This is a genomic window from Aquamicrobium terrae, assembly GCF_052978165.1.
The window spans coordinates 957,465-973,628 of the sequence record NZ_JBRKLZ010000002.1; the positions used below are offsets into that span (position 1 = coordinate 957,465).

15 protein-coding genes are annotated in these 16,164 nt (G+C 65.6%); 2 read left to right on the forward strand and 13 right to left on the reverse strand.

The window, feature by feature from the left end; genetic code table 11:
- Positions 1 to 44 precede the first annotated feature (44 nt).
- The 10 genes from ACVCNR_RS21690 to ACVCNR_RS21735 all read right to left on the reverse strand — a co-directional run bounded on the left by ACVCNR_RS21690 (position 45) and on the right by ACVCNR_RS21735 (position 11,314).
- Positions 45 to 359 (reverse strand): putative quinol monooxygenase, encoded by a 315-nt coding sequence (locus ACVCNR_RS21690; protein ID WP_354198541.1) that lies wholly within the window; start codon positions 357 to 359, stop codon positions 45 to 47.
- Between the two features lie 225 nt (positions 360 to 584).
- The gene (locus tag ACVCNR_RS21695; RefSeq protein WP_447076460.1) at positions 585 to 1,508 is read right to left on the reverse strand and encodes a sigma-70 family RNA polymerase sigma factor; all 924 of its coding nucleotides are present in this window, start codon (positions 1,506 to 1,508) and stop codon (positions 585 to 587) included.
- Between the two features lie 244 nt (positions 1,509 to 1,752).
- A complete protein-coding gene (locus ACVCNR_RS21700) occupies positions 1,753 to 2,397 on the reverse strand; it encodes an alpha/beta hydrolase family protein (RefSeq protein WP_354198537.1) in 645 nt (214 codons plus the stop codon).
- Between the two features lie 123 nt (positions 2,398 to 2,520).
- Entirely contained in the window at positions 2,521 to 4,578 is a 2,058-nt protein-coding gene (locus ACVCNR_RS21705) for a phosphotransferase (RefSeq protein ID WP_447076461.1), read from the reverse strand.
- A complete protein-coding gene (locus ACVCNR_RS21710) occupies positions 4,565 to 6,316 on the reverse strand; it encodes an ABC transporter ATP-binding protein (RefSeq protein ID WP_447076462.1) in 1,752 nt (583 codons plus the stop codon). Before ACVCNR_RS21710 ends, ACVCNR_RS21705 begins: the two co-directional genes overlap by 14 nt.
- On the reverse strand, positions 6,316 to 7,440 hold the full coding sequence (locus ACVCNR_RS21715; RefSeq protein ID WP_447076463.1) for a glycosyltransferase family 4 protein: 1,125 nt from the start codon (positions 7,438 to 7,440) through the stop codon (positions 6,316 to 6,318). The genes ACVCNR_RS21710 and ACVCNR_RS21715 overlap by 1 nt, the downstream gene beginning before the upstream one ends.
- Positions 7,440 to 8,663, reverse strand: coding sequence for a glycosyltransferase (locus ACVCNR_RS21720; protein ID WP_447076464.1), 1,224 nt, complete (start codon positions 8,661 to 8,663; stop codon positions 7,440 to 7,442). The genes ACVCNR_RS21715 and ACVCNR_RS21720 overlap by 1 nt, the downstream gene beginning before the upstream one ends.
- Positions 8,660 to 9,892, reverse strand: coding sequence for a glycosyltransferase family protein (locus ACVCNR_RS21725; protein ID WP_447076465.1), 1,233 nt, complete (start codon positions 9,890 to 9,892; stop codon positions 8,660 to 8,662). Before ACVCNR_RS21725 ends, ACVCNR_RS21720 begins: the two co-directional genes overlap by 4 nt.
- 169 nt (positions 9,893 to 10,061) lie before the next feature.
- Entirely contained in the window at positions 10,062 to 10,796 is a 735-nt protein-coding gene (locus ACVCNR_RS21730) for an anti-sigma factor family protein (protein ID WP_447076466.1), read from the reverse strand.
- 14 nt (positions 10,797 to 10,810) lie between these two features.
- Entirely contained in the window at positions 10,811 to 11,314 is a 504-nt protein-coding gene (locus ACVCNR_RS21735; protein ID WP_447076467.1) for an RNA polymerase sigma factor, read from the reverse strand.
- 606 nt (positions 11,315 to 11,920) lie between these two features.
- Here ACVCNR_RS21735 and ACVCNR_RS21740 point away from each other — a divergent pair.
- The gene (locus ACVCNR_RS21740; RefSeq protein ID WP_447076468.1) at positions 11,921 to 12,805 is read left to right on the forward strand and encodes a S8 family serine peptidase; all 885 of its coding nucleotides are present in this window, start codon (positions 11,921 to 11,923) and stop codon (positions 12,803 to 12,805) included.
- Positions 12,806 to 12,848: 43 nt separating this feature from the next.
- On the opposite strand, the gene ACVCNR_RS21745 is transcribed toward ACVCNR_RS21740, so the two are convergent.
- Positions 12,849 to 13,319, reverse strand: coding sequence for an AAC(3)-I family aminoglycoside N-acetyltransferase (locus tag ACVCNR_RS21745; RefSeq protein ID WP_447076469.1), 471 nt, complete (start codon positions 13,317 to 13,319; stop codon positions 12,849 to 12,851).
- A gap of 506 nt (positions 13,320 to 13,825) precedes the next feature.
- On the opposite strand from ACVCNR_RS21745, the gene ACVCNR_RS21750 reads away from it, so the two are divergent.
- Positions 13,826 to 15,049: an MFS transporter gene (locus ACVCNR_RS21750; protein ID WP_447076470.1), complete on the forward strand. Its 1,224-nt coding sequence runs from the start codon at positions 13,826 to 13,828 to the stop codon at positions 15,047 to 15,049.
- Between the two features lie 78 nt (positions 15,050 to 15,127).
- On the opposite strand, the gene ACVCNR_RS21755 is transcribed toward ACVCNR_RS21750, so the two are convergent.
- Positions 15,128 to 15,370: a DUF4287 domain-containing protein gene (locus ACVCNR_RS21755; RefSeq protein ID WP_354198515.1), complete on the reverse strand. Its 243-nt coding sequence runs from the start codon at positions 15,368 to 15,370 to the stop codon at positions 15,128 to 15,130.
- 82 nt (positions 15,371 to 15,452) lie between these two features.
- On the reverse strand, positions 15,453 to 16,112 hold the full coding sequence (locus tag ACVCNR_RS21760) for an ArsR/SmtB family transcription factor (protein ID WP_447076471.1): 660 nt from the start codon (positions 16,110 to 16,112) through the stop codon (positions 15,453 to 15,455).
- Positions 16,113 to 16,164: the final 52 nt, after the last annotated feature.

A 16,164-nucleotide genomic window follows, 5' to 3' on the forward strand; every position in this document is an offset into this window, starting at 1 on the left:
GGCCCGGCGACCGCGCAGCAGATGCCGCCGGGCTTGGGGGCAGTTCAGGCGGCGTCGCCCTTGACCCATTGCGGTGTGACCGACCGAAACTCCGATGGACCAGCGAGCAGCTCGGCCGTCTCCCGCTCATAATCCGGATACCAGGGCTGTTTGACGAAATCGTCCGTACCAGCTTCGTCCGAATAGAGCTGGTAGGCCACGATCGCATCGGGGTCGGAGTCGTCAAAACCGTAAACATAGGCGATATGGCCATTGGCGGCTTCTATATAGGCGCGCGCATATTTCTCCCAGATGCGCTTGACCTCGTCGCGCCTGCCGGGCTGCGCCTTGTGCCTGATGTAAAGTGCTTTGGTGCTCATGATCATCTCCTTGAATTCTATGGTGCTTGGAGGTTGTGGGCTCTATTGCCATGCTACTGTGACGTTCGAGGAGAGGCGTTTGTGACGCGACACGATGGCCTTTTTTCGCGACTGGTGCCGCATCATGCATTTCGAAAAGATGGAACCGCCGCGCCCCGGAAGGGGCGTCCCTTTGCCCGGTGTGCATTACCCACCAGGGGCGCTGCGCTGAGGCCCCCGGGCCACTTAGTGAATCCTGACCTCTCCGAGGCCTTTCAGCTTGTCGGGATTGCGCATGATGAAGATGTCGGTAATGCGGTCTTGCGTGTCATAGGCGAAGGAGACCGTTGCCACGACCTGCTTGCCTTCGCGCAAGACGAGCCCCCGTAGTCCGCTGATGTCGGTGAACGTCCAGTCATACGCCGTCCACCATTGGCTCAGCCGCCCGGTCAGGAAAGCCATTACCGCATCGCCTTCCAGGACTTCCATAACCGTTGCCACCTTGCCCCCACCGTCGGCGGTCAGGCGTACGTCGCTCGCGAGCATGGCGACCAGGGAACCGGGCCGCCCGTTCCGGATTGCGTCTTCGAAGGCAGCCAGCAGTTCCTCCTGCCGTTCCTCGGACGGCTGATAACGCACCTGACTGTCGCCGATCCGCGCCTTGGCGCGCGAAACCAGCTTTCGACACGCCGGCTCGTTCATATCCAGCGATGCGGCCACGCTGGCGTAAGACATCTCGAAAATCTCGTAGAGCAGATAGGCGGCCCTTTCCTTCGGCGAAAGGCGCTCCAACATCAGCAGGAAGGCGGTCGAGAGAGAGGATGAAAGCTCCATTTGCGCCTCCGCTTCGTTGTCGATCATCGGCTGGACCGGCTCGGGCAGCCAGTTGCCAACATAGTCCACCCGGCTGCGGTAGGAGGCGCGCAGCATGTCGATGGCACGCCGTGTGCAGGCCGTTGTCAGCCAGGCGCCCGGAAACTCGATGTTTCTAATGTCCACTGCCTGCCAGCGAAGGAAGGTGTCCTGCACGGCGTCTTCCGCTTCCGCACGAGAGCCGAGAATCCTGTAGGCGAGGCCGAGGAGCCGCGGGTGCGCCTGCTCGAAGACGCCGATATGCGACCGGCTTTCGACTGCCGGTTCCGGAGAGCCATGCGATGATCCGTCCCGCATTTTCGATGTCATTGTCGAACGCCCTTCTGGTCAAAGGATGACTGCTTGGCCGGTTGACGTTTCAGGGCGTGACTTTGTGACAAGAGCGGAGATTTTTCCGGGGCTGACCATGAAAAGGTCGATATCGTCGATAGTTGCCTGAGATGAACAGTTATGGCGAGCGGCTGGCGCCGGTCTGCAAACGCCGATCTGACAGGGAAAAGGACAACTTGCCTACCTTGATCGGAAAGACGAGGAACCAGGGTTAACCACCGATACGCCTGGTCCATTCGACGACAGTCTCATTCACAGTACGGAGATGATCGGCAGCCGTGAAGCCGGATACGGATTTGCGCGGCTTGAGGTCGTGGTCGCCATCTTCGAGCCACAGCAGCTCTATGGTTGGGGACAGCGCATAGTCTGCCACTTCGTGCTGCGCACCGAACTGGTCTCTCGTGCCCTGGCAGATCAGGGTCGGGCAGCTCAGCGCGGCAAGATGTTCGGTGCGAAGTTGATCAGGTTTTGCTGGCGGATGAAACGGGTAGCCGAGACAAAGAAGTCCCGCAATTCTCCCTGCTTCGAACAGCGGATCGGCGACCATGCTGGCGACACGGCCACCCATCGACTTTCCGCCGATGATGAGCGGCCCAGTGGTCGGGCCAAGATCGTCCACGGCGGCCACATATTCCGGCAGGAGACGATCGGCTTTGGGCGGCGGCTTGCGACCGTCACCCGTGCGTCGCGCGGCCATGTAGGCAAATTCAAAGCGCGCGATCCGCAATCCCGCCGCCCCGAGAGACTTGGCGATCGCATTCATCGAGGTCGAATCCATGGGCGCGCCGGCGCCGTGCGCGAGCAGCACCGTTATGCGTGCGTCATGCGGGCCATCGAATATGAAGTGTGTGCTCACCGTTTCTGTCCCCCATGTCACTCCAGGACTGGCATTGTCGCGGAACCACAAAGCATCGGCAATCCTCTTCCTGGACAACCGTTGCGGCCATGATCGAGGGCAAGCGATGACGACCTATCCATCCTACGCCAGAAGCAGGGAGATCACCCTTCCCGTCACATGGGATCGCCCCGCGACGCGCTGCGAGATCCAGACATGGCGTGCCAGTGACACGCGTATCAGCACATCCAGTCGTGCGGCATCGGGTAGAGGGGCGATCCCCGTATAACCGGCCAGGAAAGCGTCCTCATGGGCGCGGGGTTTATCCTCCAACCCGTTGCGTAGCGCATGTTCGCGCAGATGGGCGATGAAATTGGCAATGTCGATGACGGGATCGCCGATGGCGAACAGGTCCAGGTCCAGAAGCCAGGTCTTGTCCGGTGCGACGATCACCTGATCGGGGTAGAAATCGCGGTGAATGCCGTTCCGGCGCCCCGGCGGCAGGGCCTCGGCCTGTTCGGTCAGCATTGCATCCAGCGCGGCAAGCGATTGGCCAAACTCGGGTCGCGCGGCTGCGGCCCTGGCGAACGCGTCCCGCATGACGGTCAGTTCGTCCCGCATCGTCCATTCGGCAACCTCGCCGATCCGGTCGAGACCCACGCCATGCAGTCGCGCCAAGGCCCGCCCTGCCGCCCGCAAGGGCGCGGTGTCGGGGCTGTCCAGCAGGTCGGCCAGCAGGTGTCCACAAACCCGCGCCTGCAACCAGATCCGCGCCTCGGGCAGGATGCCCATCACATCGGGAACACCTACATCGCCCGGAAGTGCGGCGGCGAGCCGCCGGTACAGGGCGGGGGTACGGCTGTCCAGCCCCTTAACGCGCAGCTTGCCATAGGTCTCGAACGCGCCTTCAGAGGTAATGCCGCGATAGGCGATCAGCGCTCGCCGCCCAGGCCGGTCGCGCAGCAATTCGGGTGGGTCCAGCGTGACCGGCCTGCCCCATGCGGCGGCGATCGCCCGCGCCATCCCTTCCCGGTCCAGCGCGCGGGCCAGCGCGCCCTCGCCTCCCGCAAGCCGTGCCGCCCGCCGCAGCAGGCCGGCGCAGGCGCGTGGCCAGTCGGCGCGGCGGTCCCGGAACGGCTCGCAGACAAGTGCTGCCAGCGCGGCGGCGTGATAAAGCCCGGCATCAATTGCACCATAGCCGCGCAGAAAAGCCCGCCCAAGGCTTTCGGCGCGGGCAGCCGGCAACCCGTCCAGCAGCCTGTCGGCATCCAGCCGCGCGAGGAAGCTGCCGAGGTCGAGCTGCGCCGGACCGGGACCGGCACGATCCCAGTCGATGAAGCGCAGGCCGCTGCCGTTCAGGATCACCTGGTCGGCGCTGAAATCGCCATGGCAGAGGGTGTTCGCCGCCTCTTCGGCAAGCCCGCGCGCCAGTCCCCCAGACAAGGCGCGCGCTTCCGATGCAAGATCGGGCAGCAGCCATACCAGGGCCTCCAGCGCCTCGAAGCAGGGATGCTTGCGCAGTGGGCCGTCCGCCGTTTCGCGATGCAGAGCAGCCAGAGCGGCACCGATCCGGGCGAAATCCTCGGGTGCCGCGTGATGCGGGTCGGCGGCGGTTCCGGCGATCCAGCCTTGCACGACGATGCCTTGCCCCGGGTCGGCGCCCAGAACCGCGCCCCCCGCCCGCCTGGCGGAAAGCATCAGTGCGTCGAAATCGCCCGGAGGCACCGCCTTCAGCAACGCATAGGGCCGCCCGTCGCGGTTGACCCGCAGGACCAGCCGTCGCCCCGGCTTGTGCTTCAGCAGAACCAGCCGGTCATTTCCCAGACCGATCAGCGCGGCCAGCAGAGCCGGAGCCTTTTCCGGGACCAGCAGATGCCCGGCGGCCTTGACCCCCCGGTCGAGCGTTCCGGGCAGGATCACCGCGCACAGGTCATCGCAATACCGCACATCCGGGCGATGCCATGCCGCACGCCCACGATAGATCGCATAGCGCTCCGCCGTCACCGCCCGAAGGGTCAGCCCCGCGCCACCGTCGTCGAAATGCGCCGTGCAGGTCTCGCCCGGCTTGTAGCGCAGATAGCGCGGGACCAGCGACCCCGCCTCCAGCCGGGCGCGCAGCGCATTCCCGTCCAATGCCAGCTTCAGACCCGGCAGCGCCGGGTCGCGCGCGATCAGGTCGAGGTCGGCGTCATTCAGCGGCATGTGTCAGCACCCTGTCGGGCGGACCATCCGCCGCAACCTTGCCGCCCGACAGCACCAGCACCCGATCGGCACGGGCGGCGAAGCGCAGGTCATGGGTGATCGTCAGCACCGTTCGCCCCCGTGCCAGCCGCAGGATCGCCTGCTGCACGGCGGCCTCGGACACGCTGTCCAGCCCCACGGTCGGTTCGTCCAGCAGCAGGATCGGCGCGGGCCGCAGCGCCGCGCGGGCGATGGCCAGCCGCTGGCGTTGGCCGGCGGACAAGTTGCCGCCGCGTTCCTCGATCCGGGCGTCGTAGCCCTCGGGCCGGGCGATGATGAAATCATGCGCGTTGGCAAGACGGGCGGCGGCCTCGATCTCGGCGGGCGAGACCTCGCCATCCGCGCCCATGGCGATATTCTCGGCGATGGTGGTCCGGAACAGCAGTGGCTCCTGCGGGACATAGCTGATCTGGCGGCGCAGCGAGGCGCGGGTAAAGTCGCGCAGGTCGCGCCCGTCCAGCGTCAGCGCGCCCCGATCCGGGTCTGCAAGCCGCAGGATCAGGCTGGCCAGCGTCGATTTGCCGGTGCCCGAGGGGCCGATGATGGCGACGAACTGCCCGGCATGGATATCGAAATCGACGCCGTTCAACACCGCCCGCCCCGGATGACCGAAGTGCACGTTGCGCGCGCTGATCGCGCCGCTCAGACCCTGGGCCTTCACGCTGCCGTCGGGCAGGCCGGCATCGGTGTCCAGAAGCTCGATCACCCGTTCGCCCGCGGCCGATGCTTTGGCCAGCCGCGCGGAATATTTCGCGTAATCGCGCACCGGACGGAAGGTGTTCTTCATGTAAGTGATGAAGACCAGCAGGTCGCCCGGCGTCAGCCGCCCGTCCATGACCGCCAAGGCGCCGACCCACAGGACCACCGCGGTTGCCGCGCCCACCAGCAGGTCGACACCGCGTTCGAGGCCCGCCGATAGCCGGGTGCCCTTCACACCCTCACGCAGGCTTTTGGCGTTGGCCGCGCCGAAACGGGCGCCGATGCGATCCTCAAGACCAAGCGCCTGAATGGTACGCATTCCGGCCAATGCCTCGGTGGCGGTGGCGGCCATCGCACCCTCGCGTTTGCGCTGGTCGCGGCTGACCGAGCGGATTTTGCGTCCCATTCGTGCCGTCAGCCACCCCAGCAGCGGCAAGGGCAGCAGCGCCACCAGCGCCAGCCACGGGTCCAGCCACAGCATCACCCCGATCATCCCGACCAGCACCAGCAGACTGGCAAGGATCGGCAGCGCCGCCGTCACCGCCGTTTCACGCAGCATACCGACATCGCCGATCAGCCGCAGCGTCATGTCGCCGGTGCGCGCTCCGGTATGAAAAGCCAATGGCAGACGTTGCAGATGTGCGAACAGGTCGGCGCGCACATCGGTCAGCAGCCGGTTGCCCGCCAGCGCGAAGCCCAGCGTCGCAAGGTAGTCGAACAGCGCCCGCAAGGCCGTCGCGGCCACCAACCCCAGCGCGCAGAGGGCCAGAAGCTGCGTCGCGCCCAGCGAGGCCAGCCCGGACGGCATGTCCGCCGTCACCACCCGGTCAATGACGAATTTCAGCGGCCAGGGTTCGACCAGCTTCATCAGCGTGGCGGCGATCAGCGACAACGCGCCTCCCAGCATCAGCCCGCGATAGGGCCGCATATAGGGCGCAAGGCGGCGCAGCACGCGGCCGAGGCCCGGCAGTGCCTGCTGCAATGTCTCGGGCCGGGCCATCAGGCGAGTACTCCGGTCGCAACGCGCAGCACCCGCGCCGCCACTCTGGCCCAGGTGTGGTCGTGCAACACGATCTCGCGCCCCGCCTGCCCCATCCGCCGCGCGGCCTGCGGGTTACCCGCCAGTTCCGCCAGCGCACCCGCCAAGGCGGTGGGATCGTCCGGCGGGCAGAGCAGCCCGGTCCGGCCATGGCGCACCACCTGCGCCAGATCTCCCACATCACTGGCCACGACCGGCAGGCCAGACGCCATGTACTCGTAAATCTTCAACGGCGAGAAATAGAAGGGCTGGTTCCCGGCATAGGGCGCGACGGCAATATCCATGCGCGCCAGCCAGCCCGGCACATCGTCGGGCCGCACCGTGCCGGGCAGTTCGGCATTCAGCGCCGCAAGCAGGGGGGCCAGCCGCTCGCGCTCGGGCCCGTCGCCGACGATCAGCAGATGCGCGTGCGGGAAGGTCGCGCGCAGGGGCGTCATCGCGCGGACCAGCGTTTCCACATCATGCCAGGGGCGCAGCGTGCCGAGGAAGCCGACCGTCAGCCGCCCGTCGGGACGCTGAACCGAGGGGAAACGGGCGGGGTCAACGGCATTCGGGATCACCTCGGCCCCTTGCGCGCCGTGCCGGCGGGCATAATCACCCACCGCCCCACTGACCGCAACGACCAGCCGGGCGGCGCGCATGGCGCGGGCGGTGCTGGCGTCGGCTTCTTCCGGCATGACCAGCACACGGTGGCGGGCGCTTTCCTCGATCAACGGGGCGTTGACTTCCAGCACGCCGGGAATGCCTTGGTGTGCGGCTTCCTCCATCGCGCCATGGGCGAAAAGCGCGTGGCGTTCATAGACCAGGTCGACGGGACCGGCCTCGCGCAAGGCTGCGGTCACGGCATTGTTCAGCGCCAGTTGCGCGACGGCGCGGGCCTCGGCCTCGCCGCGCGACAGGGCGGGCAGCGGCGCCAGCCGCAAAGCCTCGTATCCCGTTGAAGGCGTACCGATACGGGGCGAGATCAGCGTCACCCGGTCCCCGCGCGCCAGAAAGGCCGCAATCATTTCCTGTGCGTGGATCGAGGCGCCCTTGGTGCCGAAGATCTCGATCCCCGGATCGGTGCAGACATAGGCGATATGCATCAGGCGGCCCCCCTTTCCGCTCCCCGCGCCGCGCAGGCGTCGAAGATCGCACCAAGGCGGGGGGCGTTGCGGCGGATGTCATAGTCGCGCTCGATCACCTGCCGCGCGGCGGTAGAAAGGCGCAGGCGCAGCGCCGGATCGTCCAGCAACCGGGCGATTGCGCGGGCCAGCGCGGGGGCGTCGCCCTCGGGGACGATCAGGCCGGTTTTGCCGTCCTTGACCAGTTCAGGAATGCCGGTCACGTCCGAGCCGATGCAGGGCAAGCCAAGCGCCATCGCCTCCAGCAGCACGGTGGGCATGCCGTCACGGTTGCCGTCCTCACCCACCACGCAGGGACAGGCCAGAGCCGCCGCACCCCGCATGGCCGCCTTGATCGCCTCTTGCGGCATCGGGCCGGAGAGCGTCACGCCCTGCAAGCCGCAGTCGGCGATCTGGGCGCGCAGGTCGGCTTCCTCCTCGCCCGCGCCGACGATGCGGCAACGGATGGGGCGACCCTCGGTCGCAAGGATGCGTAGAGCCTCGATTAGGATGTGGAAGCCCTTCTTTTCCACCAACCGGCCCACGGCAAGGATTTCATCGGCCTCGGGCGCGGGCGGCTGCCAGCGGAAACGGTCGAGGTCGATGCCGTTATAAATCCGCACCGCCTGCGTGCCCGGCCAAGTCCGCGCCAGATGCGCAACGTTGTAGTCGGAGACCGTCACCACCGCCGAAGCATCGCGCAGCTTCAGCCCAAGATGCTGGTTTTCCTCGTAAAAGTAATAGATATCCTTGGCATGCAGCGTCACCGACCAGCTTATATCCGCCAGCACGGCGGCGATGCGGGTCACGGTGGCGGCGATGGTGCCGAAATGCGCATGCAGGTGGTCGATGCCGCGCTCGCGCACCGCCAGCGCAATGACCAGCGCCTGCGCGATATCCTCCCCCCGCGCCTCGGGGAAGCCGGCCAGCGCCTCGGGCAGGCCGGGCAGCATCTGATGGCCCGCCAGCATGATCTGCCACAACTCGTCCGGGCCGCGGAAGCAGTCCGGCACCCTCATCACGCCCGCGCGGACGCGGGCAAGGATGTCCTGGAAATGGCTTTCCTCGACCGCTCGCAGGGCGAAGATGTCGATCTGCCGCCCGGTTTCCTCATGGGCGAGGATTTCGTTCACGATGAAGGTTTCGGAAAAGCGGGGATACCGCTTGACGACATAGCCCACGCTGGCGGGACGGGGGGCGGTCATGCGCAGATCCTCCTGATGTTGGGATAAAGCAGTTCAAAGGCACGGGCGCGCACACAATCCAGTCCGGACATGTCCAGCATCTCGCGCACCCGTTCCGGGCGCGGCGGCGGGCCGGCCAGCCATGCCGACAGGTTTTCCGGCGTCAGGCGGTCGGGCTCGATCATGCCGACCAGATGGCACGCGGCCAGTCGTTCGGCCCGCAGGATCTGTTCGCGGCGCGGGCGGGTGCGCGGCAGGATCAGGGCAGGCACGCCGAAGGAGAGCAGTTCGGTCACGGTGTTGTAGCCGCCCATCGCCACCACCCGCGCGGCGCCTGCGATCAGGCGCAAAGGCTCGGGCGTGAAATCCAGCATCTCCATGTCACGGCGCGCCGCGATCCGGGCGCGGAGGACGGCGCGGTCGGAAGCCGGCATCTGGCTGCCTGTGATCAGGATGCCGTAATGTCCGGCGGGCAGGCTGGCCTGCGTGAAGATATCGCATATCCGCGCCCCGTCGCGCCCGCCGCCCACGGTGCAAAGGACATAGGGTGAGGCTTGCGGCGCAGGCGAGGCCGCGCTTACCAGCCGCTCGCGCTGGTCCAGGTAGCCCATGAAGCGGACGCGGGATACGAATTCCTCGCTGAAGCTGTATTCAGTGACCAGATTGTAGAAGTTCGGATCGCCATAGATCCAGACCTCGTCGAACCAGCGCCGCAGGGCCGGATGGTTGCGCTGGCGCAGCCATTGGCCGCGCACGGCCTCGGGCGTATCGATCACGTCGCGCAGACCCAGCACGATCCGCGCCTTGCCGCGCGCCCGCAGTGCGGTCAGCGCCTGGACCATCTCGCCCTGCGCACCGCGCGGCACGTTGTCCACGATCAGCAGGTCGGGGTCGTAGGACTCCAGCGCCGCGCGGATCGAGGCCGCCCGCAGTGCCGCAAGCTCGCCCAGCTCCAGGTTCAGGTCACGCGCTTGGTAGTCGCCCGCGCTGTTCTTGCCATAAGCCGGAAGGGTCAGGGCATCGACGCCCTCGGGCAGATCGAAGGCGCCGGCCTCGCGCATTCCCGCGATCATCAGCACCTGTGGCGCGGGATCCAGCCGCCGCAGCGCCGTCGCCAGCAGCAGGTTGCGCCGCCAATGCCCGAAGCCAAGCGTATCATGCGAATAAAGCGCGATCCGCGCGGGACCGGCAGCGGGCCGGAAAGGCCTTGGACCGGGCGCGTAACCATCGCAGGAAATGATCTGCCGCATCGTTCTGGAATCCCTCTCGGCGTTGCAGAAATATGTCGTCTCGATGACAACGTGGCGGCTTCCGCAAAAATCCACCGAAGCAGGGGAGATGCGAAAGGATCGGCGGATTTCCGCTGTTTTCCGTCCTCAATGGAACGAAATCACGCCGCCGGCCCAGCTGGACCCGGCTTCAGTGCCAGCCCGCACGCAGCACCTCGGCTTCTTCCTCGGGGGCCATCGCCAGACCCGCGCCGCGCGTGTCCAGATATGCTCCGATGGGGTTGTCGCCATCGCCGCCGGCAGGAGCATAGCCCGATGAGGACGACGGCGTGGAGGCCGGCTGCAGCGCGGCGACATGCCAGCCACCAGCGTCGTTGCAGGCCAGCGCGACCAGATCCGGGCGGATATCGTGGTGCAGCGAGAATTCGCGGCAATAGCCACCCTGGACCGCGAAGCTGGCGAGGATGCCCAGTTCGGTATTCTTTTCAACGAGCCGGGTCTGGCCCGAGGCGAGTTCGTCGAGCGCCTCGGACATGGGGCTGCGCGGCTCCAGCGGGCCAAGTGTCAGCATCGGGGCGTCAGCGGGCGGCAACAGAATCGCTGCCGCCACGGCCAACGCGGCGGCCAGTGCACCTGCGCCCACCATCACCCGCCATCCCGTCAGCAGGCGGCGTAAGCGGGCGGGCCGCGCAGAGGACGCCGCGGCGGGCGGCCCGAAGATCGCGGCCCGGATCGCGGGCGGCACCGGCTGATGCATCGGGCCTTCGCAAGCACGCGCCAGGGTCGCGTTCATCGCCATGATCCCGTCCACCACCGCCTGATCGGCGGGGCAGTCGGCCAAGTGCATCACCACGCGAGCCGCCTCCTCGGGCTCAAGCTCGCCATCGGCAAAGGCGTTCAGGATCACGGGATCAAGACGTTTCATCTCATCTTCCCCGGTCATTGCCGGCCGCCTTTCGGCGCGAGGGTGGCCGACAGAGCCTCACGAGCGCGCACCAGCCTGCTGGTTACGGTCCCGATCGGAATGTCCAGCACTTCGGCCACTTCGCGATAACTCAGCCCCTCGACCGCGACCAGCGTCAGCACGGCACGCTGGCCTTCGGGCAGGCGATCCATCTCGCCAAAGACCTGCGACAGCAGCATCCGCCCCTCGGCCTCGCGCGCGCCGATGCCGCTGTCGTCCAGCCCGGCATCGGCTGGATCGACCGGCGTTCCCCGCACTTTCAGGCGGCGGCGGCTGTCCAGCCACAGGTTCTGGACGATGCGATACATCCAGCTATCCAGCCGGCTGCCCTCCGCGAAGGCATCCGCATTCGCAAGTGCACGCTCGCAGCCCGCCTGCACGAGGTCGTCGGCATCGGCGCTGTTGCCGCACAGGCCAAGCGCAAAGCGCCTGAGCCGGGGAACGAGGCGCACGAGGTCATTGGCGAATTCGGATCTCATCGTCGCTTCCGGGCAGTTTCCTGCCAAGACTACGCATGAACCGGCGAATTTAATCCAATTTCCACGCAGGAAGATTGTCGGGGGAAGAAAATCCCGCTCTGCTGCGTTGTCGATGAAACATCTGATCTGGTGCCCCATGCCCTTGCCTTCTTCGCTGCGCGCGGCCCTTTTGCTGACATTGCCCGCCCTTGCCCTGCTGTCGCTGGTCGAATCCACCGTGTCGCAGGCCCCGCAGGGGGCATGGCTGGCTGGAGCCGCCTGGGCGGATGACGATGGGGGCGGCGATAGCGACGGAGACGGGGACAGTGACGGAGATGATTCCGACAGCGGCGACGATGACGGCGACTCCGACGACGATGATGACGGCGGGCGGTCGGACGATGACGATGACGACCGCGACGATGATGACGACCGGGTCGCCATGCCCTCCAACCTCGTATCGCGGGACAGTGGCGGCGATGGGCAGAACCGGGTCCGGCGTAGCGAGATCTCGGCCGCACGCCTTCGGGCAAGGGATATCCGCGCACTGGAGCAGGCCGGCTTTCGCGTGATCCGCAGCCGTAACAGCAGCTCCGGCATCGTCGCGCGACTGGCCTGCCCCGCGGCATGGCGGACCGGGCGGCGCTTCAGGCGGCCATCGCCTCAGCGCCGGGCGCGGTGTTCGACCTGTCCCATGTCTATTCGCCCGGCCAGGCGGTCTATGCCCGTACCGTGGCCGGGTTTCCCTCGAGGAGCAGTTGCCTGTCGGGCGCGCGCATCGGCATCATCGACACCGCTATCGCCGATCACCCGACGCTGAGCGGCGCCCGCATCAAACGTAAGGTGTTCTCTGTCTCGGCCCGGCCGGCCGGCCACGGGACCGCCGTGGCCAGTATCATCGCCGGGAAGACGCCGGCAGGGGGGCGGCTTGTCGCGCAGGCGACGCTCTATTCCGCCGCCGTTTTCGACGGCAACAGCCGTGAACTGATCGCCGATGCCATCGACCTGGTCGCCGCGCTGGACTGGATGGCCGACAACCGCGTGCCGGTGGTCAACCTGTCCATTGCCGGCCCGCCCAATGCCCTGCTGGCCGATGCCGTCGCGCGCAGCGCCAGGCGAGGCACGATCCTTGTAGCCGCCGCCGGGAATGGCGGGCCGCGGGGCAGGCCCCGCTATCCCGCCGCCTATCCCGGTGTGATCGCCGTCACCGCCACAGACCGGCATGGGCGGATCTATCGGCGCGCCTCGACCGGGAATTATGTCGATATCGCCGCGCCGGGCGTCGATGTCTGGGGCGCGGACCTGAAAGCGGCGAAGGGAGCAAGCTGGTCGGGCACCAGCTTCGCCGCCCCCTTCGTCACGGTCGAGCTTGCCGCCGCACAGAAGGCGGGCCGGGTGCATGACGACGCCTCGGCGATGGCCTGGCTGGCGCGCGCGGCCGTCGATCTTGGCCCGCGCGGGCGCGACCGGACCTATGGCGCCGGGCTTATGCAGGCGCGGGCCTGCAAATGACTGCTGCCGGCGCCTCGCAGAGGTTGAACTCGGCGCGCCCGGTTCAGGTCGTTGAAGCGACCTCGATGTCGAAATGCATTACATACTCCCTGATACCCAGCTTCTCGTAGAGAGCGATCGCCGGATCGTCGCCATAGTCGGCCTGCACATAGATCACCCACACATCCCGTTGCGCGGCGATGGCGCGAAGGTGTTCGATCAGCGCAGTTGCGATGCCCCGGCGCCGATAACCGACCGCGACGGCGAGGTCGTAGATGTAGAATTCCCTGCGCGCCCTCTCGAATTTTTCGAGTTCGTAGGCGACCAGCCCACCCACGACCTCCGTGCCCGACAACGCCACCAGAGCCACCACATGCTCCTTGGCGAGCAGCCCGGTCAGCCAGACATCGTCGGGCGGCGCGGCCTCAAAAGTGTCGGGATCGTCGAAGGCGTCACCGAATAGCGTATTTAACTGGCGGACAAGCGAAAGGTCGGAGGGGCCGAGACGGCGGATGTCGACGGGTCGATGCGCCATGTTGCCCTCAGGATTTCCGTGATTTTTGCTTCGCGACATCAAAGGCTGCTGCCTCCCTAATCAGCGCCCGCATTTTGGTCCATGCTTGCGGCAAAACTTCGGAGGGATCAGGGGGGCAGGATGCCGGCACGGCCTGCAACATCGACAGTCACAACGCTGTCGAGCAGTTCCCCAAGCTGATGCAGAATACCACGCAGCTCATATCACCCAATCGACGCTTAACCCTCGCCATGAAGTTCGGAACTGTCAGCACAACCCGCCGCGACCCACCTTGCTTTGCAAGCTGCTTATCGACGATTCCGTAGGGTTCGCCGCTCTCTCAAGCCACCAGATGCCGCATCTGGCAGTAACACTCGATGGTCGGGTCGGCGGCGAAGAGATGGAAGCGGCATCGCGCAGGCGGTGGCAGCACAAATCTCATCACTTCATTCAATCATTCACTTGAATGATAATATCGTTCGTGCCATCAGTGGCTCCTTCGTTCAATGATTCAGTTGAGAGATTCGATGACAGAACACGCAGATCGTGCGACATCCTGTGATGCGGGCGCAGCCTCGGGATTCCAACGAAGCGGCACCACCGTCCCCATAGCTGTCTACCTCCTCGGCGTGAGCCTGTTCGCCATGGGCAGCGCCGAATTTCTGATGGGAGGGATTCTTCCAAAGATCGCGGAAGACCTGCAAATCTCGTTGCCGACGGCAGGGACCTTGATTTCCGCCTTTGCGGTCGGTGCCCTGATCGGAGCGCCGCCGCTTGCGATCCTGACACTTCATTGGCCAAGACGCGCCACGCTGTTCTTGAGCCAGGTCGCCTTTATCGCCGCCACGGCAGCCAGCCTGATTCTGGATGGATATCCTGGCGTTCTCCTGGCCCGGTTCGTCATGGGGCTGGCCTATGCCTGCTTTTGGGCCGTCGCGGCGTCCACAGCGGTGCAACTCGTTGCCCCGGATCGTCGCGCGAAGGCACTTTCGGTCGTCGTCAGCGGCTTGACCGCCGCCATGGTCCTTGGCGGCCCGGCAGGCACTTTCATCAGTGAAGTCACTGGCTGGCGAGGAGGGTTCTGGGCGGTGGTGCTCGCGACGGCTGCTGCGGCAGTCGCCGTTCTTCTGGTCCTGCCAAAAAAGATGGGAGGCGATTTGCCTGCGCCTGACACAGCGAGGGAACTGAGCGCCATGAAACGCCCGGCCCTATGGCTTGCCTACGCCACCACGGCAACGACGACTGCCGCCTATATGGGAACGTTCAGCTATATGGGTGCATTGCTGCTCGACGTGAGTGGCCTGCGTGTCGACTGGCTCCCGGCGGTCCTGTCCCTGTTTGGTTTCGGCGCATTCGTTGGGCTGACGATTGGCGGCCGAACGGCCGACCAGCGCTCCTTCGCAACCCTTGTCTCCGGCATCGTTGGTCTGGTTCTAACATCTGCCGCGATCGCGCTGCTCGCGCCGCACCGGGAAGCAATCGTTGCTTTGATCTTCCTCCTTGGCGTTATGGGGTTTGTATTGAACCCGGCCGTCTGGGGGCGAGTCTACGTTATTGCGCCCGATGCGCCAGTTCTCGCAGGCGCAACGAACTCTTCCGCCTTCCAACTCGGTCTGACATTGGCTCCGCTGCTAGCTGGCCTTCCGATCAGTCACGGCTATGGTCTGGCCTCTGTTGGCTGGGTCGGTGTCGTGCTCGGAGCGGTCGCGCTTGGCTTTGCCGCCCTCGACCAGCGCATGAACCAGGTCTGACCGGTCGATCCCCGGTCAGCGAAACCTACAGCGAGGCGGCGCTACCGGAAAAGGAAGGGCTTCCGTGTGCGCCGCCTTTTATCCTTGCCCTGCTTCTTTCCTATCCTTGGCCAGCACATAGGCCACAAGAGCATTGGCGTGCCCATGCCCCATTCCATGTGTATCCTTCAGCCAGGCGACCAGTTCCATATGTTTCGAGCCCGCCCTGGCCCGGATCAGTTCGAACCATTCCTCGACGGGTCGACCATATTTCTTCTCGATGGAGGGGAAGTAGGAAGCTGGCCCCTTCACGGAGTTAGCCTTACCGGAATCATCCTGCATTTGCTTTCTCCCTGGCTCTGGTATGGCATCCGTTAAATTCATCTTTCGGGGATATTTCCGTAATATTTCGCGCGGGTCTGGCTCAGACCTCGATACTGAGCCCAGCCGCTTTCCAGTCCGGGAAGCCGGCGGCAAGACGTAAAACCCGGAAGTTTCTGGCTCCCAGCAACGCCGCCGCATTGGTGGACAAGACGCAATACGGCCCACGGCAATAGGCGACGACATCCTGTTTGGGTGGAAGCTCCGACAGCCGTTGCTCCAGTTCCTCCGCAGGGATATTGAGCGCACCAGGCAGATGGCCAAGCGCATATTCTTCTGCGGAGCGCACGTCGAGCAGGGTAATGTCGCCCGCGCGAATACGCTTGAGCAATTCTTCGCGAGAGATCGAATCGTGTCTGCCCTCGGCGTTGTTTGGATCGGCGGCGAGCTGGCGGATTTCGGATCGCATGTGATCGGCATAGCCGCGTAACGACGCTAGCATCGCCTCGATCGGCCCGCTGCCAAGGCGGTAGAGGACCCGTTTGCCGTCGCGGCGCGTCTCCACAAACCCCGCCCGGCGCAAATGCTGGAGATGCTGCGATGCATTGGCCACGGTCAGATCGGTGAGTTCGGCAAGCCGTTCCACCGACCGTTCGCCCTGCGCGATGTGTTCCAGCAGCATAAGACGATGCGCATGACCAAGCGTGCGCGCAATCTCGGCCAAGTCGGTGAAGAGCAGTGCGTGTGTCTCGGTTTTTGTCATTGACTGTTTTCTAACATCAGATAATCATTCAAGCAAATTATTGAATGATTAT

Bases quoted from the DNA above. Each gene is read 5' to 3' on its own strand.
- ACVCNR_RS21690 (WP_354198541.1), bottom strand. From the start codon at position 359: ATGAGCACCAAAGCACTTTACATCAGGCACAAGGCGCAGCCCGGCAGG.
- ACVCNR_RS21695 (WP_447076460.1), bottom strand. From the start codon at position 1,508: ATGCGGGACGGATCATCGCATGGCTCTCCGGAACCGGCAGTCGAAAGC.
- ACVCNR_RS21705 (WP_447076461.1), bottom strand. From the start codon at position 4,578: ATGCCGCTGAATGACGCCGACCTCGACCTGATCGCGCGCGACCCGGCG.
- ACVCNR_RS21710 (WP_447076462.1), bottom strand. From the start codon at position 6,316: ATGGCCCGGCCCGAGACATTGCAGCAGGCACTGCCGGGCCTCGGCCGC.
- ACVCNR_RS21715 (WP_447076463.1), bottom strand. From the start codon at position 7,440: ATGCATATCGCCTATGTCTGCACCGATCCGGGGATCGAGATCTTCGGC.
- ACVCNR_RS21720 (WP_447076464.1), bottom strand. From the start codon at position 8,663: ATGACCGCCCCCCGTCCCGCCAGCGTGGGCTATGTCGTCAAGCGGTAT.
- ACVCNR_RS21725 (WP_447076465.1), bottom strand. From the start codon at position 9,892: ATGCGGCAGATCATTTCCTGCGATGGTTACGCGCCCGGTCCAAGGCCT.
- ACVCNR_RS21730 (WP_447076466.1), bottom strand. From the start codon at position 10,796: ATGAAACGTCTTGATCCCGTGATCCTGAACGCCTTTGCCGATGGCGAG.
- ACVCNR_RS21735 (WP_447076467.1), bottom strand. From the start codon at position 11,314: ATGAGATCCGAATTCGCCAATGACCTCGTGCGCCTCGTTCCCCGGCTC.
- ACVCNR_RS21740 (WP_447076468.1), top strand. From the start codon at position 11,921: ATGGCGGACCGGGCGGCGCTTCAGGCGGCCATCGCCTCAGCGCCGGGC.
- ACVCNR_RS21745 (WP_447076469.1), bottom strand. From the start codon at position 13,319: ATGGCGCATCGACCCGTCGACATCCGCCGTCTCGGCCCCTCCGACCTT.
- ACVCNR_RS21750 (WP_447076470.1), top strand. From the start codon at position 13,826: ATGACAGAACACGCAGATCGTGCGACATCCTGTGATGCGGGCGCAGCC.
- ACVCNR_RS21755 (WP_354198515.1), bottom strand. From the start codon at position 15,370: ATGCAGGATGATTCCGGTAAGGCTAACTCCGTGAAGGGGCCAGCTTCC.
- ACVCNR_RS21760 (WP_447076471.1), bottom strand. From the start codon at position 16,112: ATGACAAAAACCGAGACACACGCACTGCTCTTCACCGACTTGGCCGAG.